This window comes from Ornithinimicrobium pratense (genome assembly GCF_008843165.1).
GTDB classification, from domain to species: domain Bacteria; phylum Actinomycetota; class Actinomycetes; order Actinomycetales; family Dermatophilaceae; genus Ornithinicoccus; species Ornithinicoccus pratensis.
Genome location: NZ_CP044427.1, coordinates 1,207,086 through 1,228,402, shown reverse-complemented (window position 1 = coordinate 1,228,402; position 21,317 = coordinate 1,207,086). Strand labels below are relative to the sequence as shown.

Annotated in this window: 22 protein-coding genes; 6 read left to right on the top strand and 16 right to left on the bottom strand. The window is 70.8% G+C overall.

Going from position 1 to position 21,317, the window contains the following annotated elements:
• Positions 1-48: 48 nt before the first annotated feature.
• On the top strand, positions 49-447 hold the full coding sequence (locus FY030_RS05530; RefSeq protein ID WP_158060636.1) for a hypothetical protein: 399 nt from the start codon (positions 49-51) through the stop codon (positions 445-447).
• Positions 448-551: 104 nt separating this feature from the next.
• On the opposite strand, the gene FY030_RS05525 is transcribed toward FY030_RS05530, so the two are convergent.
• Genes FY030_RS05525 through FY030_RS05515 form a run of 3 tightly spaced genes read right to left on the bottom strand, consistent with a single transcriptional unit; the run spans position 552 to position 3,257 of the window.
• On the bottom strand, positions 552-1,244 hold the full coding sequence (locus FY030_RS05525) for an endonuclease/exonuclease/phosphatase family protein (RefSeq protein ID WP_158060635.1): 693 nt from the start codon (positions 1,242-1,244) through the stop codon (positions 552-554).
• Between the two features lie 29 nt (positions 1,245-1,273).
• Positions 1,274-2,245: an ROK family glucokinase gene (locus FY030_RS05520; protein ID WP_158060634.1), complete on the bottom strand. Its 972-nt coding sequence runs from the start codon at positions 2,243-2,245 to the stop codon at positions 1,274-1,276.
• Positions 2,246-2,273: 28 nt separating this feature from the next.
• Complete coding sequence (locus tag FY030_RS05515) at positions 2,274-3,257, bottom strand: ROK family glucokinase (protein WP_158060633.1); 984 nt, start codon at positions 3,255-3,257, stop codon at positions 2,274-2,276.
• Positions 3,258-3,424: 167 nt separating this feature from the next.
• On the opposite strand from FY030_RS05515, the gene FY030_RS05510 reads away from it, so the two are divergent.
• The gene (locus tag FY030_RS05510; RefSeq protein WP_158060632.1) at positions 3,425-5,227 is read left to right on the top strand and encodes an AMP-dependent synthetase/ligase; all 1,803 of its coding nucleotides are present in this window, start codon (positions 3,425-3,427) and stop codon (positions 5,225-5,227) included.
• A 157-nt stretch (positions 5,228-5,384) separates the two neighbouring features.
• Here the strand turns inward: FY030_RS05510 and FY030_RS05505 are convergent, their stop codons facing one another.
• Complete coding sequence (locus FY030_RS05505) at positions 5,385-5,690, bottom strand: hypothetical protein (RefSeq protein ID WP_158060631.1); 306 nt, start codon at positions 5,688-5,690, stop codon at positions 5,385-5,387.
• Positions 5,691-6,082: 392 nt separating this feature from the next.
• On the opposite strand from FY030_RS05505, the gene FY030_RS05500 reads away from it, so the two are divergent.
• Positions 6,083-7,693 (top strand): DEDD exonuclease domain-containing protein, encoded by a 1,611-nt coding sequence (locus FY030_RS05500; RefSeq protein WP_420371872.1) that lies wholly within the window; start codon positions 6,083-6,085, stop codon positions 7,691-7,693.
• A 27-nt stretch (positions 7,694-7,720) separates the two neighbouring features.
• Here FY030_RS05500 and FY030_RS05495 read toward each other — a convergent pair whose 3' ends face one another.
• The 6 genes from FY030_RS05495 to ctaE all read right to left on the bottom strand — a co-directional run bounded on the left by FY030_RS05495 (position 7,721) and on the right by ctaE (position 12,948).
• Positions 7,721-8,005 (bottom strand): Lrp/AsnC family transcriptional regulator, encoded by a 285-nt coding sequence (locus FY030_RS05495; RefSeq protein WP_158060630.1) that lies wholly within the window; start codon positions 8,003-8,005, stop codon positions 7,721-7,723.
• 100 nt (positions 8,006-8,105) lie between these two features.
• Positions 8,106-8,447 (bottom strand): metallopeptidase family protein, encoded by a 342-nt coding sequence (locus FY030_RS05490; protein WP_158062658.1) that lies wholly within the window; start codon positions 8,445-8,447, stop codon positions 8,106-8,108.
• Positions 8,448-8,535: 88 nt separating this feature from the next.
• On the bottom strand, positions 8,536-10,347 hold the full coding sequence (gene qcrB / locus FY030_RS05485) for a cytochrome bc1 complex cytochrome b subunit (protein ID WP_158060629.1): 1,812 nt from the start codon (positions 10,345-10,347) through the stop codon (positions 8,536-8,538).
• The gene (gene qcrA / locus FY030_RS05480; protein ID WP_158060628.1) at positions 10,344-11,438 is read right to left on the bottom strand and encodes a cytochrome bc1 complex Rieske iron-sulfur subunit; all 1,095 of its coding nucleotides are present in this window, start codon (positions 11,436-11,438) and stop codon (positions 10,344-10,346) included. The genes qcrB and qcrA overlap by 4 nt, the downstream gene beginning before the upstream one ends.
• A 3-nt stretch (positions 11,439-11,441) precedes the next feature.
• On the bottom strand, positions 11,442-12,248 hold the full coding sequence (qcrC, locus tag FY030_RS05475) for a cytochrome bc1 complex diheme cytochrome c subunit (RefSeq protein WP_158060627.1): 807 nt from the start codon (positions 12,246-12,248) through the stop codon (positions 11,442-11,444).
• Between the two features lie 64 nt (positions 12,249-12,312).
• Positions 12,313-12,948, bottom strand: coding sequence for an aa3-type cytochrome oxidase subunit III (gene ctaE, locus FY030_RS05470; RefSeq protein WP_238348639.1), 636 nt, complete (start codon positions 12,946-12,948; stop codon positions 12,313-12,315).
• Positions 12,949-13,077: 129 nt separating this feature from the next.
• On the opposite strand from ctaE, the gene FY030_RS16775 reads away from it, so the two are divergent.
• From FY030_RS16775 to FY030_RS05460, 3 genes are read left to right on the top strand one after another with little or no spacing between them, the layout of a single operon-like run.
• Positions 13,078-13,497 carry a response regulator transcription factor gene (locus FY030_RS16775; RefSeq protein WP_238348568.1) on the top strand — a complete coding sequence of 140 codons (420 nt, stop codon included), beginning with the start codon at positions 13,078-13,080 and terminating at the stop codon, positions 13,495-13,497.
• Positions 13,494-14,561 carry an anthranilate phosphoribosyltransferase gene (trpD, locus tag FY030_RS05465; RefSeq protein ID WP_238348567.1) on the top strand — a complete coding sequence of 356 codons (1,068 nt, stop codon included), beginning with the start codon at positions 13,494-13,496 and terminating at the stop codon, positions 14,559-14,561. The genes FY030_RS16775 and trpD overlap by 4 nt, the downstream gene beginning before the upstream one ends.
• Positions 14,562-14,597: 36 nt before the next feature.
• A complete protein-coding gene (locus FY030_RS05460) occupies positions 14,598-15,569 on the top strand; it encodes a quinone oxidoreductase family protein (protein WP_158060625.1) in 972 nt (323 codons plus the stop codon).
• A 143-nt stretch (positions 15,570-15,712) separates the two neighbouring features.
• On the opposite strand, the gene FY030_RS05455 is transcribed toward FY030_RS05460, so the two are convergent.
• From FY030_RS05455 to FY030_RS05430, 6 genes are all read right to left on the bottom strand, one after another.
• A complete protein-coding gene (locus FY030_RS05455) occupies positions 15,713-16,114 on the bottom strand; it encodes a cytochrome c oxidase subunit 4 (RefSeq protein WP_192498733.1) in 402 nt (133 codons plus the stop codon).
• A gap of 4 nt (positions 16,115-16,118) precedes the next feature.
• Positions 16,119-17,894, bottom strand: a complete 1,776-nt coding sequence (gene ctaD / locus FY030_RS05450) for an aa3-type cytochrome oxidase subunit I (protein ID WP_158060623.1) — start codon at positions 17,892-17,894, stop codon at positions 16,119-16,121.
• Positions 17,894-18,778, bottom strand: a complete 885-nt coding sequence (ctaC, locus tag FY030_RS05445; RefSeq protein WP_238348566.1) for an aa3-type cytochrome oxidase subunit II — start codon at positions 18,776-18,778, stop codon at positions 17,894-17,896. The genes ctaD and ctaC overlap by 1 nt, the downstream gene beginning before the upstream one ends.
• 89 nt (positions 18,779-18,867) lie before the next feature.
• Positions 18,868-19,551 (bottom strand): leucyl/phenylalanyl-tRNA--protein transferase, encoded by a 684-nt coding sequence (aat, locus tag FY030_RS05440; protein ID WP_158060622.1) that lies wholly within the window; start codon positions 19,549-19,551, stop codon positions 18,868-18,870.
• A 129-nt stretch (positions 19,552-19,680) separates the two neighbouring features.
• Positions 19,681-20,031 (bottom strand): HesB/IscA family protein, encoded by a 351-nt coding sequence (locus FY030_RS05435; RefSeq protein ID WP_158060621.1) that lies wholly within the window; start codon positions 20,029-20,031, stop codon positions 19,681-19,683.
• A gap of 148 nt (positions 20,032-20,179) precedes the next feature.
• Positions 20,180-21,307, bottom strand: coding sequence for a glycerate kinase (locus tag FY030_RS05430; protein ID WP_192498732.1), 1,128 nt, complete (start codon positions 21,305-21,307; stop codon positions 20,180-20,182).
• Positions 21,308-21,317 lie beyond the last annotated feature (10 nt).

The following is a 21,317-nucleotide window of genomic DNA, read 5'->3' as shown; positions in this document are numbered from 1 at the left end:
GCACCGGTCGGCACGAGGAGGTATGTCGTGGCGTGCGAGACTGGCCGGGTGAGCCAGCCGCGCCACCCGGAGGATGGCCCCGGGGACGAGAAGATCGACCGGGAGTTCCGGGAGATCATCGCTGGGCTGCGTCCGCCGAGCCACCTCGGCGAGCGAACCCCGGAGTCGATGGCGACCGATCACCGCTCCTACGAGCCCCCAGAGGAGGACGACCACTTCGTCCCCCCGGAGCCTCCCCCACTACCGGCCGGCGACCTGCACTTCTGGGCGATCACCGTCGGGCTGGTCCTGGGCCCGCTCCTCGTGGTGCTCTCCGCGGTGGTGCCGATCCTCAGCCGTGGGTGGACGACCGTGGGGGTGCTGCTCGCGCTGGCCGGTTTCGTGCTGCTCGTGCTGCGTCAGCCGCAGCGGCGCAGCCCCGACGACGACCTTGGTGCCCAGGTCTAGGGCCGTCTTGGTCTGAGTCCCAGGTCCGAGTCGCACAGGTCTGCGGTCGCGCAGGTCCGCGGTCGCGCAGGTCTGCGGTCGCGCAGACCACAGGCGCAGGGTGGCTAGAACGTCAGGTCCACCCACACCGGCAGGTGGTCGGTCGCGCGCTCCAGCGGCATACCCTGCAGCAGTTGGGGGTCGCCGGGGATGGCCAGGACGTGGCCACGGGAGAAGATCGCGTCGATGCGGTGCTGCGGCTTGCGCGCCGGGTAGGTGGGCCGGTCGTCGCTCACCACGGCCAGCCCGGTGGCCAGAACGCCCCACGCCGCGCCGCTGGGACCCTCGTTGAGGTCGCCGCCCACCACCAGCGGGGCCTGTGCCCCACCCTCTGCGGCCAACCCGGCCAGGAGCGTGCGGGTGTGCTCGGCCCGCTGCTGCTCGCGCAGCGGAAGGTGCACCGAGGCGACCGTGATCGCCGGACCGTGGGGGCTGCGGACCTGGGTGACGGTGTAGCTGCGCGGGTTCTCCCGCAGACCGACGGGCAGCTTGACGTCCTGAGAATCGGTGGGCAGCGGCCGCAGCCCGGTCAGCATCCCGGTGCCACTGACCCATCGGGTGCGGCCGGACCACAGCATCCGGGCCTCGCGCGCGAAAGAGCTGATCGCGTAGTCCGATCCCGGGTATCGGGGCAACTCCTGCAGGAGCAGCACGTCGGGGGCGATGGCGCGGACGACGGCGGCCGCAGTGGCCGCATCGTCCTTGAGACCACGAAGGTTGTAGCTAGCGATGCGCAGGCGGAAGCCGGTGTCGGGCATGATCCGTATCTTCTCTCAGGGCGTCGACATCACTGTGACCGGGCCAGGTCGGCTGCTCCGACCAGCCCGGCACCGGCCCCCAGGGCGGCGGGGACGATCGCGGGGACGGGGCGGTGGCCCCGGCCCAGCAGATGCTGCGCGAGAGCGGCCCGGGCGGGGTCGAGGAGCAGGTCCCCGGCCTCGCTGAGCCCCCCGCCGACGACGACGGTGCCCGGGTCGAGGGCGGCGACCGCACCGGCCAGGCCCGTGCCGAGCCACCGTCCGGCTGCGGCCAGGACCGCGCGGCTGGCTGGGTCGCCCTCGCGGGCCAGCCGGGTCACGTCCTCGCCGCGTAACCGGTCGGGGTCGCCGCCGCAGGCTGCGGCGAGCGCGGCGGATGCGGCTCCCCCACGGCGGACGAGCTCCTGGCCGTCCCGGCGGAGCAGCGTGCCGGAGACGTACTGTTCCCAGCAGCCCCGGTTGCCGCACGGGCAGGCCCGCCCGTCGGGCACGACCCGGACATGGCCCAGCTCGCCCGCCAGGCCGTGCCGACCCCGCTGCAACCGGCCCTCGGTCAGGACGGCCCCGCCGATGCCGGTGCCGAGGGTGATGAGCAGCAGGTGGCTCTCGCCGCGTCCGGCGCCGAAGCGGTGCTCGGCCCAGGCTGCGGCGTTGGCGTCGTTGTCGATGACCACCGGCAGGTCCAGCCGTGCCGCCAGACGGTCGCGCAGGGGCTCCTCCCGCCAGGGCAGGTGGGGGGCGAAGACGACGGTGCCCCTGGCGGCGTCCACCAGCCCGGCGACGGCCACGCCGACGGTGTCCGCGCGGTGCCCGGTGGCGGCCGCGCCGGACCGGAGCTCCGCGATGACGGACAGCAGGGCCTCCTCCAGCACGGCCGAGGGTGCCGACCGAGCCGGCGTGTCGCGCCGGGCGGTCGCGAGCACCGCCCCTGCCCGGTCGACGAGGCCGGCCTTCAGCCTCGTCCCGCCGACGTCGACGCCGATGCTCAGCGGGTCGTGCACGGCCAGGGCTCCGCGGCGGGTGACCGGCTCATCCGTGCCCGGCGGGCGGGCGCAGGCTGGCCGCCGCCAGGTCGGCGACCCCGATCATCCCGGCATCGTTGCCCAGCTGGGCGAGCGCGATGGGCGCGTGGGCGCGATGACCGCGCCCCGAGAGGTGGCGCCCGAAGGCGGCTCGGGTCGGTTCGAGCACTAGGTCGCCTGCGGCGCTGACGCCGCCCCCGACCACGAGGATGGAGGGGTCGAGGATCGCGGTGAGGCTGGCCAGCCCCTCGCCCGTCCATCGTCCGATGTCCTCCAGCAGCTCGACCGCGGCAGGGTCACCGGTGCGGGCCACCTCGGTGACCATGGTCCCGGTGAGCCGCTGCGGGTCCCGGCCGCAGCGATCGGCGAGCCCGCCGGCGTGCGGGCTGCCCCCGGCCACCAGCTGCCGCGCCTCGCGGACCAGGGCTGAGCCGGAGGCATACATCTCCCAGCACCCCTTGTTGCCGCAGCCGCACCGGTGGCCGTCCGGGACCACCCGCAGGTGACCGACCTCCGCGCCCATCCCGTGCGCGCCGCGCAGCAGCTGCCCGGCGACGATGACCCCACCGCCGACACCGGTGCCCAGGGTGACCATGACCATGTCCGTCTGCCCGCGGCCAGCACCGAACCGGAACTCGCCCCACGCCGCGGCGTTCGCGTCGTTCTCCAGCACGACCGGCAGCGGGATCGCCTCCTCCAGTCGGTCCTTCAACGGCTCGTGACGCCAGGCCAGGTTGGGGGCGAAGAGGACCGTTTCCCCCGACCGGTCGATGAAGCCGGCGCAGGCCGCACCCACCGCGACAATGTCCTCCCCCTGCGCCCTGCCCTGGTCCTTGAGCTCACGCACCACGTCGGCGACGGCCAGGACGATCTGGTCGGCGTCACGGGCCGGCGTCTCCCGACGCCCGCGTGCCAGCACCGTGCCGTCGGCCCGTACGGCGCTCGCCGCGATCTTGGTCCCACCGATGTCCACACCGACGCAGATGCTCACGCGGTCACCCTAGTGCGGAGCGCCGGGCCGGCCCCCCGCACCGGAGTCCGGCACGCCGGACCGGGGGCAGCAGTCGGCGCGGCGCTGGGTATCGTGGACGGCGCCCGTCCCCCCGCAGCCCTTGCCCTGACCCCCGGCCCGGGCCCGACCCCCACCCAGAGGTGTCCGTGACCGAGGTGTCCGTCCCACCGCTCGTGCCCCCTTCCCCGGAGGGGAGCCTGGCCGACTACCCGGCCCGCTGGGCGCAGACCGAGCCGCAGAGGGTCATGGTCAGCGTCCCCCGGGACGGCGGCTGGGCGTCGGTCACGGCGGCCGAGCTGCACCAGCGTATAGAGCAGTTGGCCAAGGGCTTCATCGCGGCCGGGGTGGAGGCCGGCGACCGCGTGGCCATCATGAGCCGGACGCGCCTGGAGTGGACGCTGGCCGACTTTGCCCTGTGGACGGTGGGCGCAGTGCCCGTCCCGGTCTACGAGACGAGCTCGGTGGACCAGGTGCGCTGGATCCTCCAGGACTCCGGCGCCGTAGCGATCCTCGTGGAGGACTCGGTGATGACCGCCGGGGTGGCGCAGGTCCGGGGCCAGCTGCCCGACCTGCGCGACGTGTGGCAGATCGAGGCAGGCGCTCTCGAGGAGCTGTCGGCCGCCGGCAGCGAGGTCTCCAACCAGACCCTGCAGGAACGACGGGAACGGGTCCGGCGCTCGGACACGGCCACGATCATCTACACCTCGGGCACGACCGGGGAGCCCCGCGGCTGCGAGCTCACCCACGACAACTTCATGGCCCTGGCCGAGAACGCCGCCGAGCGGCTGAGCGAGGTCATCCGCGCCCAGGGGGCGGCGATGCTGCTCTTCCTGCCGCTGGCGCACGTCTTCGCGCGCTTCCTGCAGGTGGCCTGCGTGTATGCCGGGGCCCGGCTGGGCCACACCGGTGACCCGCGCACCGTGCTGGACGACCTGGCCAGCTTCCGTCCCACCTTCCTGTTGTCGGTGCCCAGGGTCTTCGAGAAGATCTACAACGCCACCGAGCAGAAGGCGGAGGCCGCCGGCAGGGGCAAGGTCTTCCGGTGGACGGCCCAGGTGGCCGAACGCTACAGCCGGGCCCTGGACTCCGGTGGTGCCGGTCCGGTGCTGCGGATGCAGCACGCGCTCGCCGACCGGCTGGTCTACGGCCGGCTCCGGGCCGCGATGGGCGGACAGGTGACCTACGCCATCTCCGGAGGAGCTGCGCTCGGGGAGCGGCTGGGCCACTTCTTCCGCGGTGCCGGCCTGGTCGTGCTCGAGGGCTACGGGCTGACCGAGACCACGGCACCGGCCACGGTGAACACCCCCGACATGATCCGGATCGGCACGGTCGGCCGGCCGCTGCCGGGCGTGTCCCTGCGGGTGACCGAGGACGGCGAGATCCTGCTGCGAGGCGTCAACCTGTTCCGCGGCTACCACGGCGACCCGGATGCCACGGCGCGGGCGATGCGGGACGGCTGGTTCCACACCGGCGACCTCGGCCAGCTCGACACCGACGGCTTCCTGACCATCACGGGGCGGGTCAAGGAGATCCTGGTCACCGCCGGCGGCAAGAACGTCTCGCCGGGACCCCTCGAGGACCGGCTGCGGGCGCACCCGCTCATCTCTCAGTGCATGGTCGTCGGCGAGGGCCGGCCGTTCGTGGCCGCGCTGATCAGCCTGGACGCCGAGATGCTCAGCACCTGGGGCACCACCAACGGGCTGACCGGTCTGACGCTCGAGCAGGCTGCGGAGCACCCGCAGGTGCTGGCCGAGCTGCAGCAGGCCGTGGACACCGCCAACGAGTCGGTCAGCCGGGCCGAGTCGATCCGGGCCTTCCACGTCCTCGTCACGGACTTCACCACGGACAACGGCCTGCTCACCCCGTCGATGAAACTCAAGCGCGGCAGGATCAACGAACTGCTCCAGCGGGAGATCGAGGATCTCTACGCCCGTCCCCGCCCGCGCTGAGCGGACGGCCACGGAACGACCGTCGGGTCGGCCTGCTGCAGCCCGCACCACCGGCAGGCCGGTAAGCCGGTAAGCCGGTAGGCCGGTAGGCCGGTAGGCCGGTGCGGACCTCACCGCGCCGACACTGAGCCCGGTGCGGACCTCGCCGCGCCGCTGGTCAGCCCGCTGCTGACCTCGCGGTGAGTTGGGCTCGCGCCGCAGCCGCCTCGTCAGGGTCGACGAGGCCGGCCCGCACGAAGGCGCTGACCGCGGCCAGCTCATCGGAGTCCAGCGGTGCTCCCCGGGCAGGCTCGGCCTCGGAGCCCAGGGTCACGTCGGGGCGCGTCGGGTCCGGCGCCTCGGTCCGCCGCACCGGCGGATCCTGCAGCCATACCCGTCCCAGGACGGGGACGAAGCAGTCGCCGCACATTCGCCCGCGGCCCGGGCAGGTGTCGCAGTCGATGGTGAACGTCGTGGGGGTCATGGGTTCACCTCCTTGTCCCGACCGACGGTAGGGGCAGCCACCGACACACCCCGTTGGTGACCGTCCTCCGCCCATCCACTGCCCATCTACGACCCACCCACTGCCCAGCGCTTCCCGTCTGCTCCCGCACTCCTCACGCAGGCTCATGCATGCGCGCTCATGCATGCGGGCTCATGCGTGCCCGCTTCCCTCCTACCTCGGCCTGCCTGCCGGGGTCTGTCGGTGGCCCCGTCTACGTTCATGGCCATGCAGATGGTGCAGGAGACGTTCGCGGACCTAGGGACCGCCCTGCCCGACGTCACCTTCGTCGTCGTCGACCTCGAGACCACCGGCGGCTCACCCGCCGGCTCCCAGATCACCGAGATCGGCGCGGTGAAGGTGCGCGGGGGCAGGTGCTGGGGGAGTTTCAGACCTTGGTGCGGCCTACGACCCCGATCCCAGCCTTCATCTCGGTCCTCACCGGGATCACCAACGCCATGGTCGCCGACGCGCCACGGATCGCCAGCGTGCTGCCCCAGTTCCTGCAGTTCGCCTCCGGGTCGGTGCTGGTGGCGCACAACGCCGGCTTCGACGTCTCCTTCCTCAAGGCGGCCGCGCTGGAGACCGGTCACGCCTGGCCGGGGTTCGCGGTGTTGGACACCGTCCGACTGGCGCGCCAGCTGGTCCACAAGGACGAGGCGCCCAACCACAAGCTGAGCAGCCTGGCTCGGCTTTTCGGCGCCGCCACCAACCCCGACCACCGCGCCCTGCACGACGCCCGGGCGACCGTCGACGTGCTGCACGGCCTCATCGCCCGCGTGGGCAACCTCGGGGTCCACACCCTGGAGGAGCTGCAGTCCTACAGCTCCCGGGTGAGCCCGGCGCAGCGCCGCAAGCGTTTCCTGGCCGAGGCCATGCCCGCAGCCCCCGGGGTTTACGTCTTCCGCGGAGCCCGGGGCGAGCCCCTCTACGTCGGGACGGCACGCGACCTGCGGCGGCGCACCCTGACCTACTTCACCGGCTCCGAAACCCGCCGCCGGATGGCGGAGATGATCGGGCTGGCCGAGTCCCTCACCCCGATCGTGTGCGCCACCCCACTGGAGGCCTCCGTCCGCGAGCTGCGCCTGATCGCTGAGCACAAGCCACGCTACAACCGGCGCTCACGCCACCCGGAGAAAGCGGTCTGGGTCAAGCTCACCGACGAGGCCTTCCCCCGTCTTTGCGTGGTCCGCAGCGTCAAGGAGGACCGCGCCCACTACGCCGGCCCCTTCACCAGCCGGCGCACCGCCGAGGCCGCCATCACCGCCCTGCACGAGGTCGTCCCGCTGCGACAGTGCACCACCCGGTTGTCGGTGCGCTCCGTGGCCGACTCCGCCTGCGTGCTGTTCGACCTGGGCCGCTGTGGCGGGCCGTGCGTCGGAGCCCAGACCTCGGATGACTACGCGGACGTCGTGGCCCGGGCCCGGGCCGCGCTGGGCGGCAGCTCACGCGAGGTCGTCACCGCTCTGCGCGAGCGGCTCGACGAGCTGGCCGCCCAAGAACGGTTCGAGGAGGCCGGCACCCTGCGCGACCGGATGATGTCGCTGGTCCGGGCAGCGGCCCGCGCGCAACGGCTGCGGCCCCTGACCCGCACCCCCGAGCTCATCGCCGCACGGCGCCGCGACGAGGGCGGATGGGAGCTGGTCTGCGTGCGTCACGGACGGCTAGCGGGCACCTCTGTCAGCCCGCCCGGGGCCGACCCGATGCCCTACGTCGTGGCGCTGCGGGAGACGGCCGAGGTCGTGCTGGGTGAGGACCACGGGGGGGCGGTCCTGCCCGAGGAGACCGAGCTCGTGCTGGGCTGGTTGGAAAAGCCAGGCACCCGACTGGTCGACCTGCAGGGTGAGTGGACCTGCCCCGTGGACGGCGCCGGTTCGTCCCGGGCCGCGTTAGAGCCGCAGGCTGAGTCGTGGACCGCGGTGGAGCCGTTCGCCCAGGGGCTGGACCGCCCCTGGGACCGCCCCGCAGGTGCCGTGCCGGTCTGAGGCGGCCCGAGTGGGACCGGGCGTGTCCTACTCGCCGTCCAGACCGAGGGCGAAGCCGGCGTCCAGGTCCTCGGCGGAGTAGGTGCGGAAGGCGATGTGGGTGTTGGTCTCCAGGACACCGGCCACCTTGTTGAGCCGGTCGGCGATGACGTCCGCGAACTCCTCGTGGCGCGAGACCCTGGCGACAGCGATGAGGTCGATGTCCCCGGTGACCGAGTAGACCTCGCTGATGCCTTCGATCTCGGCGATCTGCTGGGCAGCCTCGGGGATGCGGTCAACCTCGGCCTTGATCAAGACGATGGCGGAAATCACGGGCCTCACTCTACTTCAGCGGCGGCCCCGCCGGCTCGGTCGGCACCGGCGGGCAGGGCTCGGACCGGACCGCCGGTGCCGGTCCGGCACCTGCGCGGGGTCAGCCCCACCCCAGGTCGTGCAACCGGTCGTCGTCGATGCCGAAGTGGTGGGCGATCTCGTGCACGACCGTGACCGCGATCTCCTCGAGCAGCTCTTCACGGTCCTGGCACATGCGCAGCAGAGGCCCGCGGAAGACCGTGATCCGGTCCGGGACGTGCCCGCCCCAGGCCAGGTCGCGCTCGGTCAGCGGGATCCCCTCGTAGACCCCCAGCAGGTCCGGGTCCTGCGGCGGCGGCTCGTCCTCGATGAGGAAGACGACATTGTCCAGCTGGTCCATCAACGCTGTGGGCACCAAGTCCAGCGCGTCCCCCACGGCGTCCTCGAACTCATCCCGGGACATCTCCAGGGGAACGTGCACCTGCCCGCACTCCGGGCACGGCGACGCCGCCCCGTCCACGTCGGGATCGGGGCGGCGCTCGGCGTCGTGCTCAGGAGTGATGGCGCGGTGCCTGCACGGCAGAGCCGTGCGCGTCCGCGAACTCCTCATCACCCGCCGCGTCGTCCACGGGGGCCCCGAGCTGCGGGGTCCGTGCAACCTCCAGCGCCTCGGCCTCGCCGTGGTGCTGAGCGGCCGCCAGCTCGACCGGGGTCACCGGCTCGACGACGTCGCGGTAGAAGAAGTTGGACAGCCCGTTGCGCAACCCGGTCATCGGGCCCCGCTTGCGGGCTACCCCGTGCTCGTCGGTGTCCGGACCAGTAGTGAGCGCCAGCGGCTTGGGCATCTCGTGCTGCACCAGCGCCCAGCGCTCGTAGGCGTCCATCGGCTCGTGCAGCTCGAAGAACTTGCCTTCCGGCGTGCGGATGATCGTCCCGGTCTCGTGACCGTGCAGCACCTTCTCCCGATCATGCCGCTGCAGGCTCTGGCACAGTTTCTTGACCACGATGAAGACCACGACCGGCAGCACGAAGAACATCGTCCGGAAGACGATCGTGATGTCGTTGATCGACAGGTTCAGCAGCACCGCCAGGATGTCGTTGATGGTCGCCAGCGAAAGCACCAGGTAGATCGAGATGGCCGCGGCGCCGATCGCGGTCCGCACCGGAGCATTGCGGGGACGCTGCAGCAGGTGATGCTCCCGCTTGTCGCCGGTGACCCAGGCCTCGACGAAGGGGTAAGCCCCCATGACGATGAAGACCAGCGGCAGCAGGACCAGCGACCCCAGGAAGATGTTGAAGCTCCAGACCGTGCCGAAGATGGTGAACTCCAGCCACCCCGGCAGCAACCGCAGGGCACCGTCGGAGAACCACATGTAGAAGTCGGGTTGGGACCCGGCCGTGACCTGGGTGGGGTCGTAGGGCCCGTACACCCAGACCGGGTTGATCTGGACCAGTGCCGAGATCAGCGCGGTCAGGCCGAAGACCACGAAGAAGAAGCCACCGGCCTTGGCGGCATACACCGGCATCACCGGGAAGCCGACCACGTTGTCGTTGGTGCGGCCCGGGCCGGGGTACTGGGTGTGCTTGTGCACGACCACCAGCAGCAGGTGCGCCACGAACAGACCGACGATCAGGGCGGGGAGGAGCAGCACGTGCGCGATGTACAGGCGCGGGATGATCGCCTCGCCCGGGAACTCGCCGCCGAAGACGAAGAAGGTCAGCCAGGTGCCGATGACCGGCGCCGACATCATGAAGCCGTTCATCGCCCGGATGCCGGTGCCGGAGAGCAGGTCGTCGGGCAGGGAGTAGCCGGCGAAGCCCTCGATGATCGCCAGCAGCGCCAGCACGGTGCCGATCACCCAGTTGATCTCACGCGGCTTGCGGAAGGCGCCGGTGAAGAAGACGCGGGCCGCGTGGAGCGCCAGGCCGATGATGAAGAACAGCGCCGACCAGTGGTGCAGCTGGCGGATCAGCAGCCCGCCCTTGACCTCGAAGCTGATGTCCAGCGTCGAGGCGTAGGCCTCCGACATCCCCACGCCCTTGAGCGGGACGTAGGAGCCCTCGTAGGTGATGTGCCCCAGGCTGGGCACGAACCACAGGGTCAGGAAGGTGCCGGTGATCAGCGCGATGATCATGGAGTACATCGCGACCTCGCCGAGCAGGAAGCTCCAGTGGTCGGGGAAGACCTTCCTCAGCAGGTACCGCATGCCCTTGGCTGCGCCGGTGCGGTCGTCCGCCCAGATCAACGCCTTGGGGAACTGGGCGTCCGGGGACGCCTGGTTGTTCGGGTCGTGTGCCGAGCCTGAGCCACCCTGCGCGTCGTCGCGCAGGCTGTCGGCCCCCTGGGGGACGTAGGCGGTCATGAATTACCTCCAGGCAGGAGTCCGGGACGCTCGCGCTCCCAGAAGCTGACCCCGATCGGCTCGCGGAAGTCGTCCGCGGCGACGAGATACCCCTCGTCGTCGATCGTGATCGGCAGCTGGGGCAGCGGCCGCTTGGCGGGACCAAAGATGACGTTGCAGTCGTCGGTCATGTCGAAGGTGGACTGGTGGCACGGGCAGAGCAGGTGGTGCGTGCGCTGCTCGTACAGCGCCACCGGGCAGCCGACGTGGGTGCAGACCTTGGAGTAGGCGACGATCCCGTCGATGCCCCACTCCCGTTGCTTCTGGCTCTTGATCTCGGCCGGGTTCATCCGGACCAGGATGACCGGGTCCTTGGACCGAGAATGCATGACCGCCTCGGCTCCGTGCTCCTCGATGGCGGCGTGCCCGACGAAGCCGTCCGGCATGACGTGGAAGACCGATCCCTGGGTGAGGTCCGCCGCGCGGATGGGCGTCCCGGAGGGGTCGATCATCAACCGCCGACCCGCCTCCCAGTTGGTGCTGAAGAGCTGCTCGCGCCGGGGCGCGGGACCCAGGCCGGCGATGGCCGGCAGCACCACGGGCAGGGCGAACAGACCCAGCGCCCCACCGGCGGAGCCGAGGATGGCACCGCGCCGGTTCAGCTGCGAGCTGCGCCAGCCGTGCGAGAGCACCTGACCCGCGCCGAGCCGGTCCTCCTGGCTGGAGGCCTGCGGGTGGCGCTCCTCCACGAACTCCTCGTCGGGCATCAGGGTCTTGGCCCAGTGGATGGCGCCCACACCGATGCCCAGCAGCGACAAGGCCATGGTCAGGCCGAGCGCCAGGTGGAAGCCGTTCATCTCGCCGATGCCAGGGACCCACGCCCGGGCCTGGGGGTCGATGGCGAAGTAGGCGACCACGAACGCGATCGAGGCGATGACGGAGAGGGTGAACAGAGCCACCACCTGCATCTCGGCCCGCTTGGCCGCCTTGGGGTCCAGGTCCGCGCGCCGCGGACGGTGCGGCGGCAGGCCGGGGTTCTCGAACCGCTCGGGCTGGGCCGGCCGGTCCTGTGCCGGACGGGCCGGCAGGTGCTTGTCGTCGTGCGTGCTCATGTCTTAGGCAGCCTTCCGTCCGAGCCAGACCGCGGCACCGAGGAAAGCCGCGATCCCGAAGGTCCAGGCGAACAGCGTGTCCCCGGCCGGGCCGAGGTTGCCCATGCCGGACCCGCCATGGTCGTTGACCCCGTTGTCGATGGCGTCGATGAAGGCGATCACGTCACGCTTCTCCTCGGGGGTGATGTTCTGGTCGTTGAAGACCGGCATCGCCTGCGGGCCGGTCACCATGGCCTCGTAGATGTGCACCGGCTGCACGCCCATCAGGCTCGGCGCGTACTTGCCCCGGGTGAGCGCCCCACCGGTCCCGGAGGAGTTGTGGCACATCGCGCAGTTGGTCCGGTAGATCGCACCGCCGTTGGCGGGGTCACCCAGCGAGGGGTCGACCCACTCCTCGTCGGGCACCGCCGGCCCCGCTCCGAGGGAGTCGACGTAAGCGGCCATCGCCGAGATCTCCTCCTGGTTGAAGCGCACCTGCTGCTCGTTGCGCTCCGACTGCGTCGAGGGCGAGGCCAGGGGCATCCGACCGGTCCCCACCTGGAAGTCCACCGCGGCGGCACCGACCCCGTGCAGGGAGGGCCCGATCGGCTCGTTGCCCTCGGCGTTCAGCCCGTGGCAGCTGGCGCAGTTGGCCAGGAAGAGCTGCTGCCCCTGGGCGACCTCCTCCGCCGAGGAGGTCGCGGCGGAGGTGCCAGGGCGGGCGGTGCCGGGCTGCAGGGCCGCATACGCGGTCCCGGTGAACATCAGCCCCAGCACGAGCAGCACCAGCAGCGCGTAGGGGCTGCGGCGACGGGCGGCGAGAGAACTCACGCGGCGGTCCTTCCGGAGTCGATGAGGTTGGGCCTTCGGGGCATCGGTGCGGCGTCCCACGCGCTTACCTGACCAGGTAGATGACGGCGAACAGGGCGACCCACACCACATCCACGAAGTGCCAGTAGTAAGAGGTGACGACGGCGCCGGTGGCCTGGGCGTGGGTGTACCGCCTGGCCGTGAAACTGCGGCCGATGATGAAGAGGAAGGCGACCAGGCCGCCCATGACGTGCAGCCCGTGGAAACCGGTAGTGATGTAGAAGGCCGAGCCGTAAGGGTCGGCGGCAGGCGTGACACCTTCGCTGACCAGCGTGGCGTACTCCCAGACCTGGCCGGCGATGAAGGTGGCGCCGAAGAGGTAAGTCAGGGTGTACCACTCCCGCATCCCCCACTTGCCGATCTCCAGCAGTCGGCCGGTCCGGTGCGGGATCCCCTTCTCCGCCGCCCAGACACCGAGCTGGCACCACACCGAGGAGATCACCAGGATCGTGGTGTTGATCGAGGCGAAGGTGAGGTCGAGGTACTCGGTGCGCTCGGCCCAGAGGTCGGGCGAGACCGAGCGGATCGTGAAGTACATCGCGAACAACCCCGCGAAGAACATGATCTCGCTGCCCAGCCAGACCATGGTGCCCACGGCCGTCATATTGGGCCGGGTGGCCGGTCCGGAGGCGGTTGCGTGGAACCGCTCCGCGTCGGTCATCGTTGATGCAGGTGTTGTCGCCACCAGGACATTATGGCCTATCGGTTCGCGAGGTGTGCCACCCCCTTGCCGCGCGTCGCCCCACCCCGTGCTCGCCGATCGCGCGCCGGCCTGGCTACCATCGTCTCTATGAGCTCTCCCGCTGCTGCGCCGGCCGTCGGCACCGTCTCCCGCTCCATCTCCGTGCTGCTCTACAGCAACGACCGCGCGGTCCGGGATCAGGTGCGCCTGGCGGTCGGCACCCACCCTGCGGACGACGTCACCGTGTCCAGCTGGACCGAGTGCGCCACGCCCGACGCGGTCCTGATGGAGGTCGACAGCAACGACTTCGACGTGCTCATCCTGGACGGCGAGGCCCGGCCCTACGGCGGCATGGGCCTCTGCCGCCAGCTCAAGAGCGAAGTCTTCCAGTGCCCGCCGATTCTCGTCCTCACCGGGCGACCTGGAGATGGCTGGTTGGCGACCTGGTCCCTGGCCGACGTCTTCTTGTCACGGCCGCTGGACGAGTCGCGCCTCTGCGCCGCCGTCGCCGACCTCGCGCGCCGGTGAGCGAGCAGTCCCCCACCTGGCCAGACCTGCTGACCGCGCTCATCCGCGGTGAGGACCTCGACAGCACCCAGGCCGCCTGGGCGATGGACCGGGTGATGTCCGGCGAAGCCACCCCCGCCCAGCTCGCCTCCTTCCTGACCGCGCTGCGCGCGAAGGGTGAGACCGTGCCGGAGATGACGGGTCTGGCATCGATGATGCTGCAGCACGCCCACCGCTTCGAGGTGAAGGGCCCGAGCATCGACATCGTCGGCACCGGCGGTGACCGCGCGATGACCGTCAACATCTCGTCCATGTCCGCGGTGGTCATGGCGGCGGCGGGCGCGGTCGTGGTCAAACACGGCAACCGGGCCGCCTCCAGCCGGTCCGGCTCCGCCGACATGCTCGAGGCCCTCGGCGTGCGCCTGGACCTGACCCCTGAGGACGTTGCCGCCGTCGGCCGCGAGGTCGGGATCACCTTCTGCTTCGCCCAGACGTTCCATCCCTCGATGCGGCACTCGGCCGCGGTCCGGAGGGACCTCGGGGTGGCGACCGCCTTCAACTTCCTCGGGCCACTGACCAACCCGGCCCAGCCCAGGTATGCGGTGGTCGGCTCGGCCGATGCCCGGATGGCCCCCCTGCTCGCCGGCGTCTTCGCCGAGCGTGGCACCCAGGCCGTGGTCTTCCGGGGTGACGACGGGCTGGACGAGGTGACCCCCGCGACCACCACCCGGCTGTGGTGGTCCCCTGGCACCGGTGAGGTCCACGAGTGGGTCCTGGACCCCGAGCGGCTCGGGGTGCCCACCCATCCGGTGCAGGCGCTGCGCGGGGCGGACGCCGAGCACAACGCCCAGGTGGCCAGAGACCTCTTCGCCGGAGCGACCGGCGCGGTCCGGGACGCGGTGCTACTCAACGCGGGCACCGCCCTGGCGCTGCTGAGCGCCGGGGAGGAGGACCGGCACCCGACCGACGAGGCGGGACTGCATACTCGTGTGCGGGCCGGCATGGAGCGGGCGGCCCGGGCCATCGACGAGGGCGGCGCGGCCGCCGTCGTGGACCGCTGGGTCGCCGCCACCCGGGGCCGTTGAGGTCACCGCCGTCCAGGGCAAGGTAGCGTCCATCGCATGCGTGCAGTCATCGTGGAACGAACCGGAGGACCCGAGGTCCTCACCCTCGTCGAGCAGGAGACCCCCGAGCCGGGTGCCGGTGAGGTCCTGGTCCACGTCGCGGCCGGCGGCGTCAACTTCATCGACATCTACCAGCGCTCCGGTGCCTACCCCCTCCCCCTACCGTTCGTGGCGGGCAGCGAGGGGGCTGGCACCGTGTCCGCGCTCGGGCCGGGCGTGGAGGGGGTCTCGGTCGGTGACCGGGTCGCCTGGGCCATGGTGCCGGGCACCGGGTATGCCGAGCAGGTGGTCGTCCCAGCCGCACGGCTGGTGCCCGTCCCCCAGGAGGTGGAGCTGGAGACCGCAGCCGCGGCCATGCTCCAGGGGATGACCGCGCACTACCTCGTCAACTCCACCTTCCCGGCCCAGCCGGGTCAGACCGCCCTGGTCACCGCGGCGGCCGGGGGCGTGGGCCTGCTGCTGTGTCAGCTGCTGCGCGACAAGGGCGTGCGGGTGATCGGCACCGTCGGCAGCGCCGAGAAGGCGGAGCTGGCCCAGGCCAACGGTGCCGACGAGGTCGTCCTCTACCGGCAGGATGACCTGGTCGAGACGGTCGAGCGGCTCACCTCCGGCGACGGCGTTGACGTGGTCTACGACGGGGTCGGCAAGGACACCTTCGACAGCGGGCTGCGCCTGTTGCGCCCGCGCGGGACGATGGTGCTCTTCGGCGCCGCCAGTGGGCCGGTGCCCCCGGTGGACCCCCAGTCGCTCAACACCGGCGGCTCACTCTTCCTGACCCGGCCCACGCTGGCGCACTACGCTGCGGACCGGGAAGAGTTGCTGTGGCGGGCCGCAGACGTGCTCGGCGCGATCGCCGAGGGACGGCTCTCCATCCGGGTGGGCGGTCGCTACCCGCTCGCCGGCGCGCGCCAGGCCCACGAGGACCTCGAGGGAGGCCGGACCACCGGCAAGCTGCTCCTGCTGCCCTGAGCACGGCGCCTTGTGCCTGAGCCCGAACAAGGGGAGCCCGAACAAGGGGAGCACGAACAAGGGGAGCACGCAGAAGAAGAGCACGAAGAAGGGGCCCGACCGGGTGGTCGGGCCCCTTCGTGATCTCGCGGGGGTGCGGGCCGTTAGATGGCTCCCTCGCCGCGGAAGTGCTCGAAGGTCCAGCCCACGATGGAGATGACCAGGAAAGGCGCAGCCGCGACGGCCAGCCACCAACCGACGCCGATCCCCAGCACCACGATCGCGCTCGACAGCCCCAGCCACAGCGGCCACCAAGAGTACGGCGTGAAGTGACCGTAGTCGCCGGAGAGGTCGGCGATCTCGCCCTGCATGTCGTCCTCGGGCCGCGGGTCGGTCTTGCGTCCGACCAACCACAGGTAGGCAGCGACCCAGGCGGCGAAGAGCATGGTGAGGAAGAACCCGATGATGCCGACCCACTCACTGAAGTTGGTGAAGTAGGCGTAGATCACCGTCATCACCCCGAAGAACGGGATGAGGGCGGCGAAGACCTTGACCTCTGTCTTCATGGGCTCAGCGCTCCTCTCCGGTGTAGCCACCGGTCTCGGTCCCGACATCGCCCTGCGGGTCCGTCTGCGGGCCGCCCAGCAGTTGCTCCGCCACACCCTTGTCGGGCTCCGGGGACTCCAGGACGCCGATGTTCGGGTGGTTCATGTCGAAGGCAGGACGCTCGGAACGGATCCGCGGTAGGGAGGTGAAGTTGTGCCGCGGGGGCGGGCAGGAGGTTGCCCACTCCAAGGTGGTTCCCCAGCCCCAGGGGTCGTCGACGGTGACCTTGGGGGTCTGGAAGCTCTTCCACACCGCCATGAAGAAGGGCAGCATCGAGATCGCCAGGACGAAGGAGGAGATCGTGCTCAGCTGGTTCATCCAGGTGAAGTTGTCCTCCGGCATGTAGTCGGCGTAGCGCCGCGGCATACCTGCCGCACCCAGGAAGTGCTGGACCATGAAGGTGCCGTGGAAGCCGACGAAGAGCAGCCAGAAGTGGATCTTGCCCAGGGTCTCGTCCAGCATGTGGCCGGTGAACTTGGGCCACCAGTAGTAGTAGCCGGAGAACATCGCGAAGACGACGGTGCCGAAGACGACGTAGTGGAAGTGTGCGACCACGAAGTAGGAGTCGTGCAGGTGGAAGTCCAGGGCTGGGCTGGCCAGGATGACACCGGTCAGGCCACCGAAGAGGAAGGTGACCATGAAGCCGACCGCCCACAGCATTGGGGTCTCCAGCGAGATGGAGCCGCGCCACATGGTGCCCACCCAGTTGAAGAACTTCACGCCGGTGGGCACCGCGATGAGCATGGTCATGATGGCGAAGAACTCCAGCAGGACCGCGCCGGTGGCGTACATGTGGTGCGCCCAGACCGCCACGGACAGGGCAGCGATCGTCATCGTGGCCATGACCAGGGTCTTGTAGCCAAACAGCGGCTTACGGGAGAAGACCGGGATGACCTCGGAGATGATCCCGAAGAAGGGTAGGGCGATGATGTAGACCTCGGGGTGGCCGAAGAACCAGAACAGGTGCTGCCAGAGCATCGCCCCGCCGTGCGCGGGGTCGTAGATGTTCCAGTTCCACAGCCGGTCCACGACCATCCCGAAGAAGGCCGCCGCCAGCACCGGGAAGACGATGAGCGCCAGGATCGAGGTGATCAGGATGTTCCAGGTGAAGATCGGCATCCGGAACATGGTCATGCCGGGGGCGCGCATGCACACGATGGTGGTGATGAAGTTGACGGCACCGAAGATCGTCGCGAAACCGGTCAGCGCCAGACCGAGCACCCACAGGTCACCACCCAGGCCGGGGGTATGCGACGGGCCGGCCAGCGGCTGGTAGGCGGTCCAGCCGAAGCCTGCGGCACCCTCGGGAGTGAGGAAGCCGCCGACTGCGATCAGGCTGCCGAAGAAGAAGAACCAGAAGGCCAGCATGTTCAGCCGCGGGAACGCCACGTCAGGCGCACCGATCTGCAGGGGCACGATGGCGTTGGCGAAGCCGGCGAAGAGCGGCGTCGCGAACATCAGCAGCATGATCGTGCCGTGCATGGTGAACATCTGGTTGTAGATCTCGGGGTTGTCCACCACCTGCAGGCCGGGGGTGTACAGCTCGGCCCGGATCACCAGCGCCATCAGGCCGCCGACCATGAACCACGCCATCGTGGTGACGAAGTAGAGGTTGCCGATGACCTTGTGGTCGGTCGAGGTCAGGATCCGCACCGCGTTGCGGACGAACGAGCTGCGCTCCGCGTCACGCCGGGGCTGCGGGCTCCGCGTCTCCTCGGGGGTGCTGAGGGTCGTCGCCATCAGTTACCGCTCCTTCCGCGCAGAGGCTCGTCCTGGTCGCTCTGCAGCTCGTACTGGTCGAGCTCGGGACCCAGCTGCCCGGTCTGGCCAGCATCGCGCAGGGACTCGATGTGGGCGTCGTACTCCTCCTGGGAGACGACGGAGACGTTGAAGAGCATCTCGGAGTGGTAGGAGCCGCACAGCTCGGCGCACTTGCCGTCGAAGGTGCCCTCTTGGGTGGTGGTGACCTGGAAGATGTTGACCCGGCCGGGGATCATGTCCAACTTGATCAGGAACTGCGGGACCCAGAAGGAGTGGATGACATCGCGGGAGGTGAGCACGAACTCCACCCGGCTGTCGACCGGCAGCACCAGGGTGGGCAGGGTCTCCGGCACACCTTCTCGCCCCTCGTTGAGGGTGTAGGCCTGGACACCGGTCTCGTAGACGTCCTCGTTGACGTAGTTGAAGTCCCAGCTCCACTTCTTGCCCGCCACGTTGACGACCACGTCGGGGTCCTCCTGGATGTGCAGGAGCGTGTTCTCAACCTTGACGGTCTGGCCGAACAGCGTGAGGACGAGCAGGATCGGCACCGCGGTGTAGAGGATCTCGAAGGGCACGTGGTAGCGGAACTGGGTGGGGATCTCGTCCTCGCTCCGGCGCCGGTAGGCGATCACGCACCAGAAGATCAGGACCCACATGAAGATGCCGATCGCCCAGGCCGCGATCCAGGTGCCGTTCCAGAAGGTGAGGTACTCCGCACCCTCGCTGGTGATCGGCTCGGGCAGGAAGCCTCCTCGTAGCTGCTCACCGCAACCGGTGAGCAGCAGCGCACCGGCTACCGCGACCGCGGCCAGTCCCCACCGCCTGCCGACCGGACGACGTTGTTTCTGCTCAAGCCGTCGCACTGATACACCTCACACTTCTCGGGCTCCCGGGCATGACTGTGCAGAACCATACCTCCAGCACTCGATGATTCTGGCACGCGGGGCACGGCTTAGGTCGGTCCGGCGCGCCACCGGCTGGGCAGGGGTCGAGACCGCAGCCGACGCACCAGCTCCAGGTAGGTGGTGCGGCCCACCTCCCGGACCCCCAGCCGGGCCAGGTGGGGGGTGCTCCACTGGACGTCCAGGACCCAGGGCTCGGCGTCCTCGGAGAGGACCTCGACCAGGCGGACGAGAGCCACCTTGGAGGCGTCGGTGGCGCGGTGGAACTTGGACTCGGCGGCGAACAGGCGCCCGACGGCCAGGCCGTACAGGCCGCCGGCCAGCTCCCCCTCCCGCCAGACCTCCACCGAGTGCGCCCACCCGAGCCGGTGCAGCTCGATGTAGGCCTCGGCGACCTCGGGGGTGATCCAGGCCCCCGCCCGGGCCGGGTCGGCGCAGGCCTCGACCACGTCCCGGAAGGCCGTGTCCAGTGTGGTCTCGAAGCGTCCGACGGAGCGCCGCAGCGAGCGGCTGACGTGCAGGTCACCGGGCAGCAGGATTCCCCGCGGATCCGGAGACCACCAGCCCAGCGGCGGTCCCCCGCCCACGCCGACCCCCATCGGGAAGATCCCCTCCCGGTAAGCCTCCAGCACCGTGCCGGGCGCGAGGTCGGCCCCGATCCCGACCAGGTCCTCCCCGGCCCGGGCGCCCTCGGCACTCAGGCGCCATGCGGTGCGGGGCGGCGGGGTCGGCATACCGACCATCATGCACCCGGGACGCGCCAGGGCCCGACCAGTAACGGGCGCGGATGGTGCCGCGGCCGGTCGGGCCCTGGAGCTGGTTGCGCTCTGCGGACGGGCGCCCGTGGGGCCCGTACCGCAGGATCAGCTGAAGCTGTCGCCGCAGGCGCAGGAGGACCCGGCGTTGGGGTTGTCGATCGTGAAGCCCTGCTTCTCGATCGTGTCGGCGAAGTCGATCGAGGCGCCGTCCAGGTAGGGGGCGCTCATCCGGTCCACGACGACCTCGACGCCGCCGAACTCGGCGACCAGGTCGCCGTCCAGGCTGCGCTCGTCGAAGTAGAGCTGGTAGATCAGGCCGGAGCAGCCACCGGGCTGCACGCCGATGCGCAGGCGCAGGTCGTCGCGGCCCTCCTGCGCGAGCAGGCTCCTGACCTTTTCGGCGGCGACGTCGCTCAGCTGCACTCCATGGGTCGCGGTGCTCTGGATGTCGGTCATGCTCGGGATCCTCTCGCAAGGGGGTCGGTGCTCGTGGGGTCAACGCCGGTGATGGGCGTGCTGTTCCCAGGTCCCAGGCTACGCCACTGCGTCAGGCGCGGCGGGCCTGCGTGCGGACCCGCCCGGCCGATGCGGACCGGTGGGGGCCTCACCTGACTGGTGTCCAGGTTCGGGCCACCCGGGCGGCCAGACCGGCCAGGTCCTCACCCTCACGCAGTTCGTAGGCACCACTGACGCCCAGGCTCATGCCCTCGCGGCGTCCGACGGCCACCTCCCGGGCCAGCACCACCGTGGGAGTGGCGAACCCCAGCGCGGCCCGGGCGGTCTGGGCGACCACGCCGTCGTGGACGGTGGTGTAGTCGTACCGGTCGGTGACCAGGACCAGCAGGGACCCCGGCAGCCGCGTGCGGATACCGAGCTCGTCCAGCAGGAAGCGGGCGCCGTCGTCGGTGCGCGCCCCGATCAGCTGCAGGGCGTACCCGACCCCTCCCCCGGCCCCCGAGCCGGGCTCTCGCTCCGGGCGGTGCGGTAGTCCGGTGAGCAGGTCGCGCGGGGGCGGCAGGACGGCGTTGACCCGGTCGGTAAGATCCCCCATCCGGGCCTCCAGGCGCTGGGTGACCTCGGGGAGGACGCCGTGCTCCCCGAGGCTAGCGCTGGCTCCCTGAAAGCCCAGCAGCGGCGCCTCGGTGGTCGTCACCAGCACCAGCCGGGTGCAGTCCCACTCGTCCCGGACCGCGGGGAGAGCTGCCAGGTCCGCCCCGGCGCCGAGCTCCTGGAGCAGACCGACGCCCCCGTCATGGGCGGCCAGCGGCCCCACGCCCACGACGATCCGGTCCACGCCTAGGTCGCGGGCATGCCGCAGCAGGCGGGCCACACCCGCGCTGGACAGCCCCTCGGGGTCGGTCAGGCGTTCCCGCGGCACCAGGTGGCGGCCGGCCACCTGCGCGGTGTCGAGGTATGCCGTGCCGCCGGCTCCGATGTCAGCGCCGTCGCCGTCGGTCGCCGAGACGACGGCCACCGCGGCCGGCACCTGCGCACCGGCCGGCCCGGGCACCACCACCGGGTGCAGGGTGGCACCGAGCCGGTCTGCGATGACCGCCGTCAGGCCGGCGCCACCGTCGTGGCAGTCGTGTGCCTCAACCAACGTGTGCGGTGCGGTGCGGGTCCAGCCCTGGGCCACGCCTGCGGCGGCGGCGGCCGTCAGCCGCTCCCCGGCGCGGTCGACGACAACCACTACGCGGGGGCCCGACGGGCCTGGGGTCGCGCTCGCGCTCACGGGCGGGCCC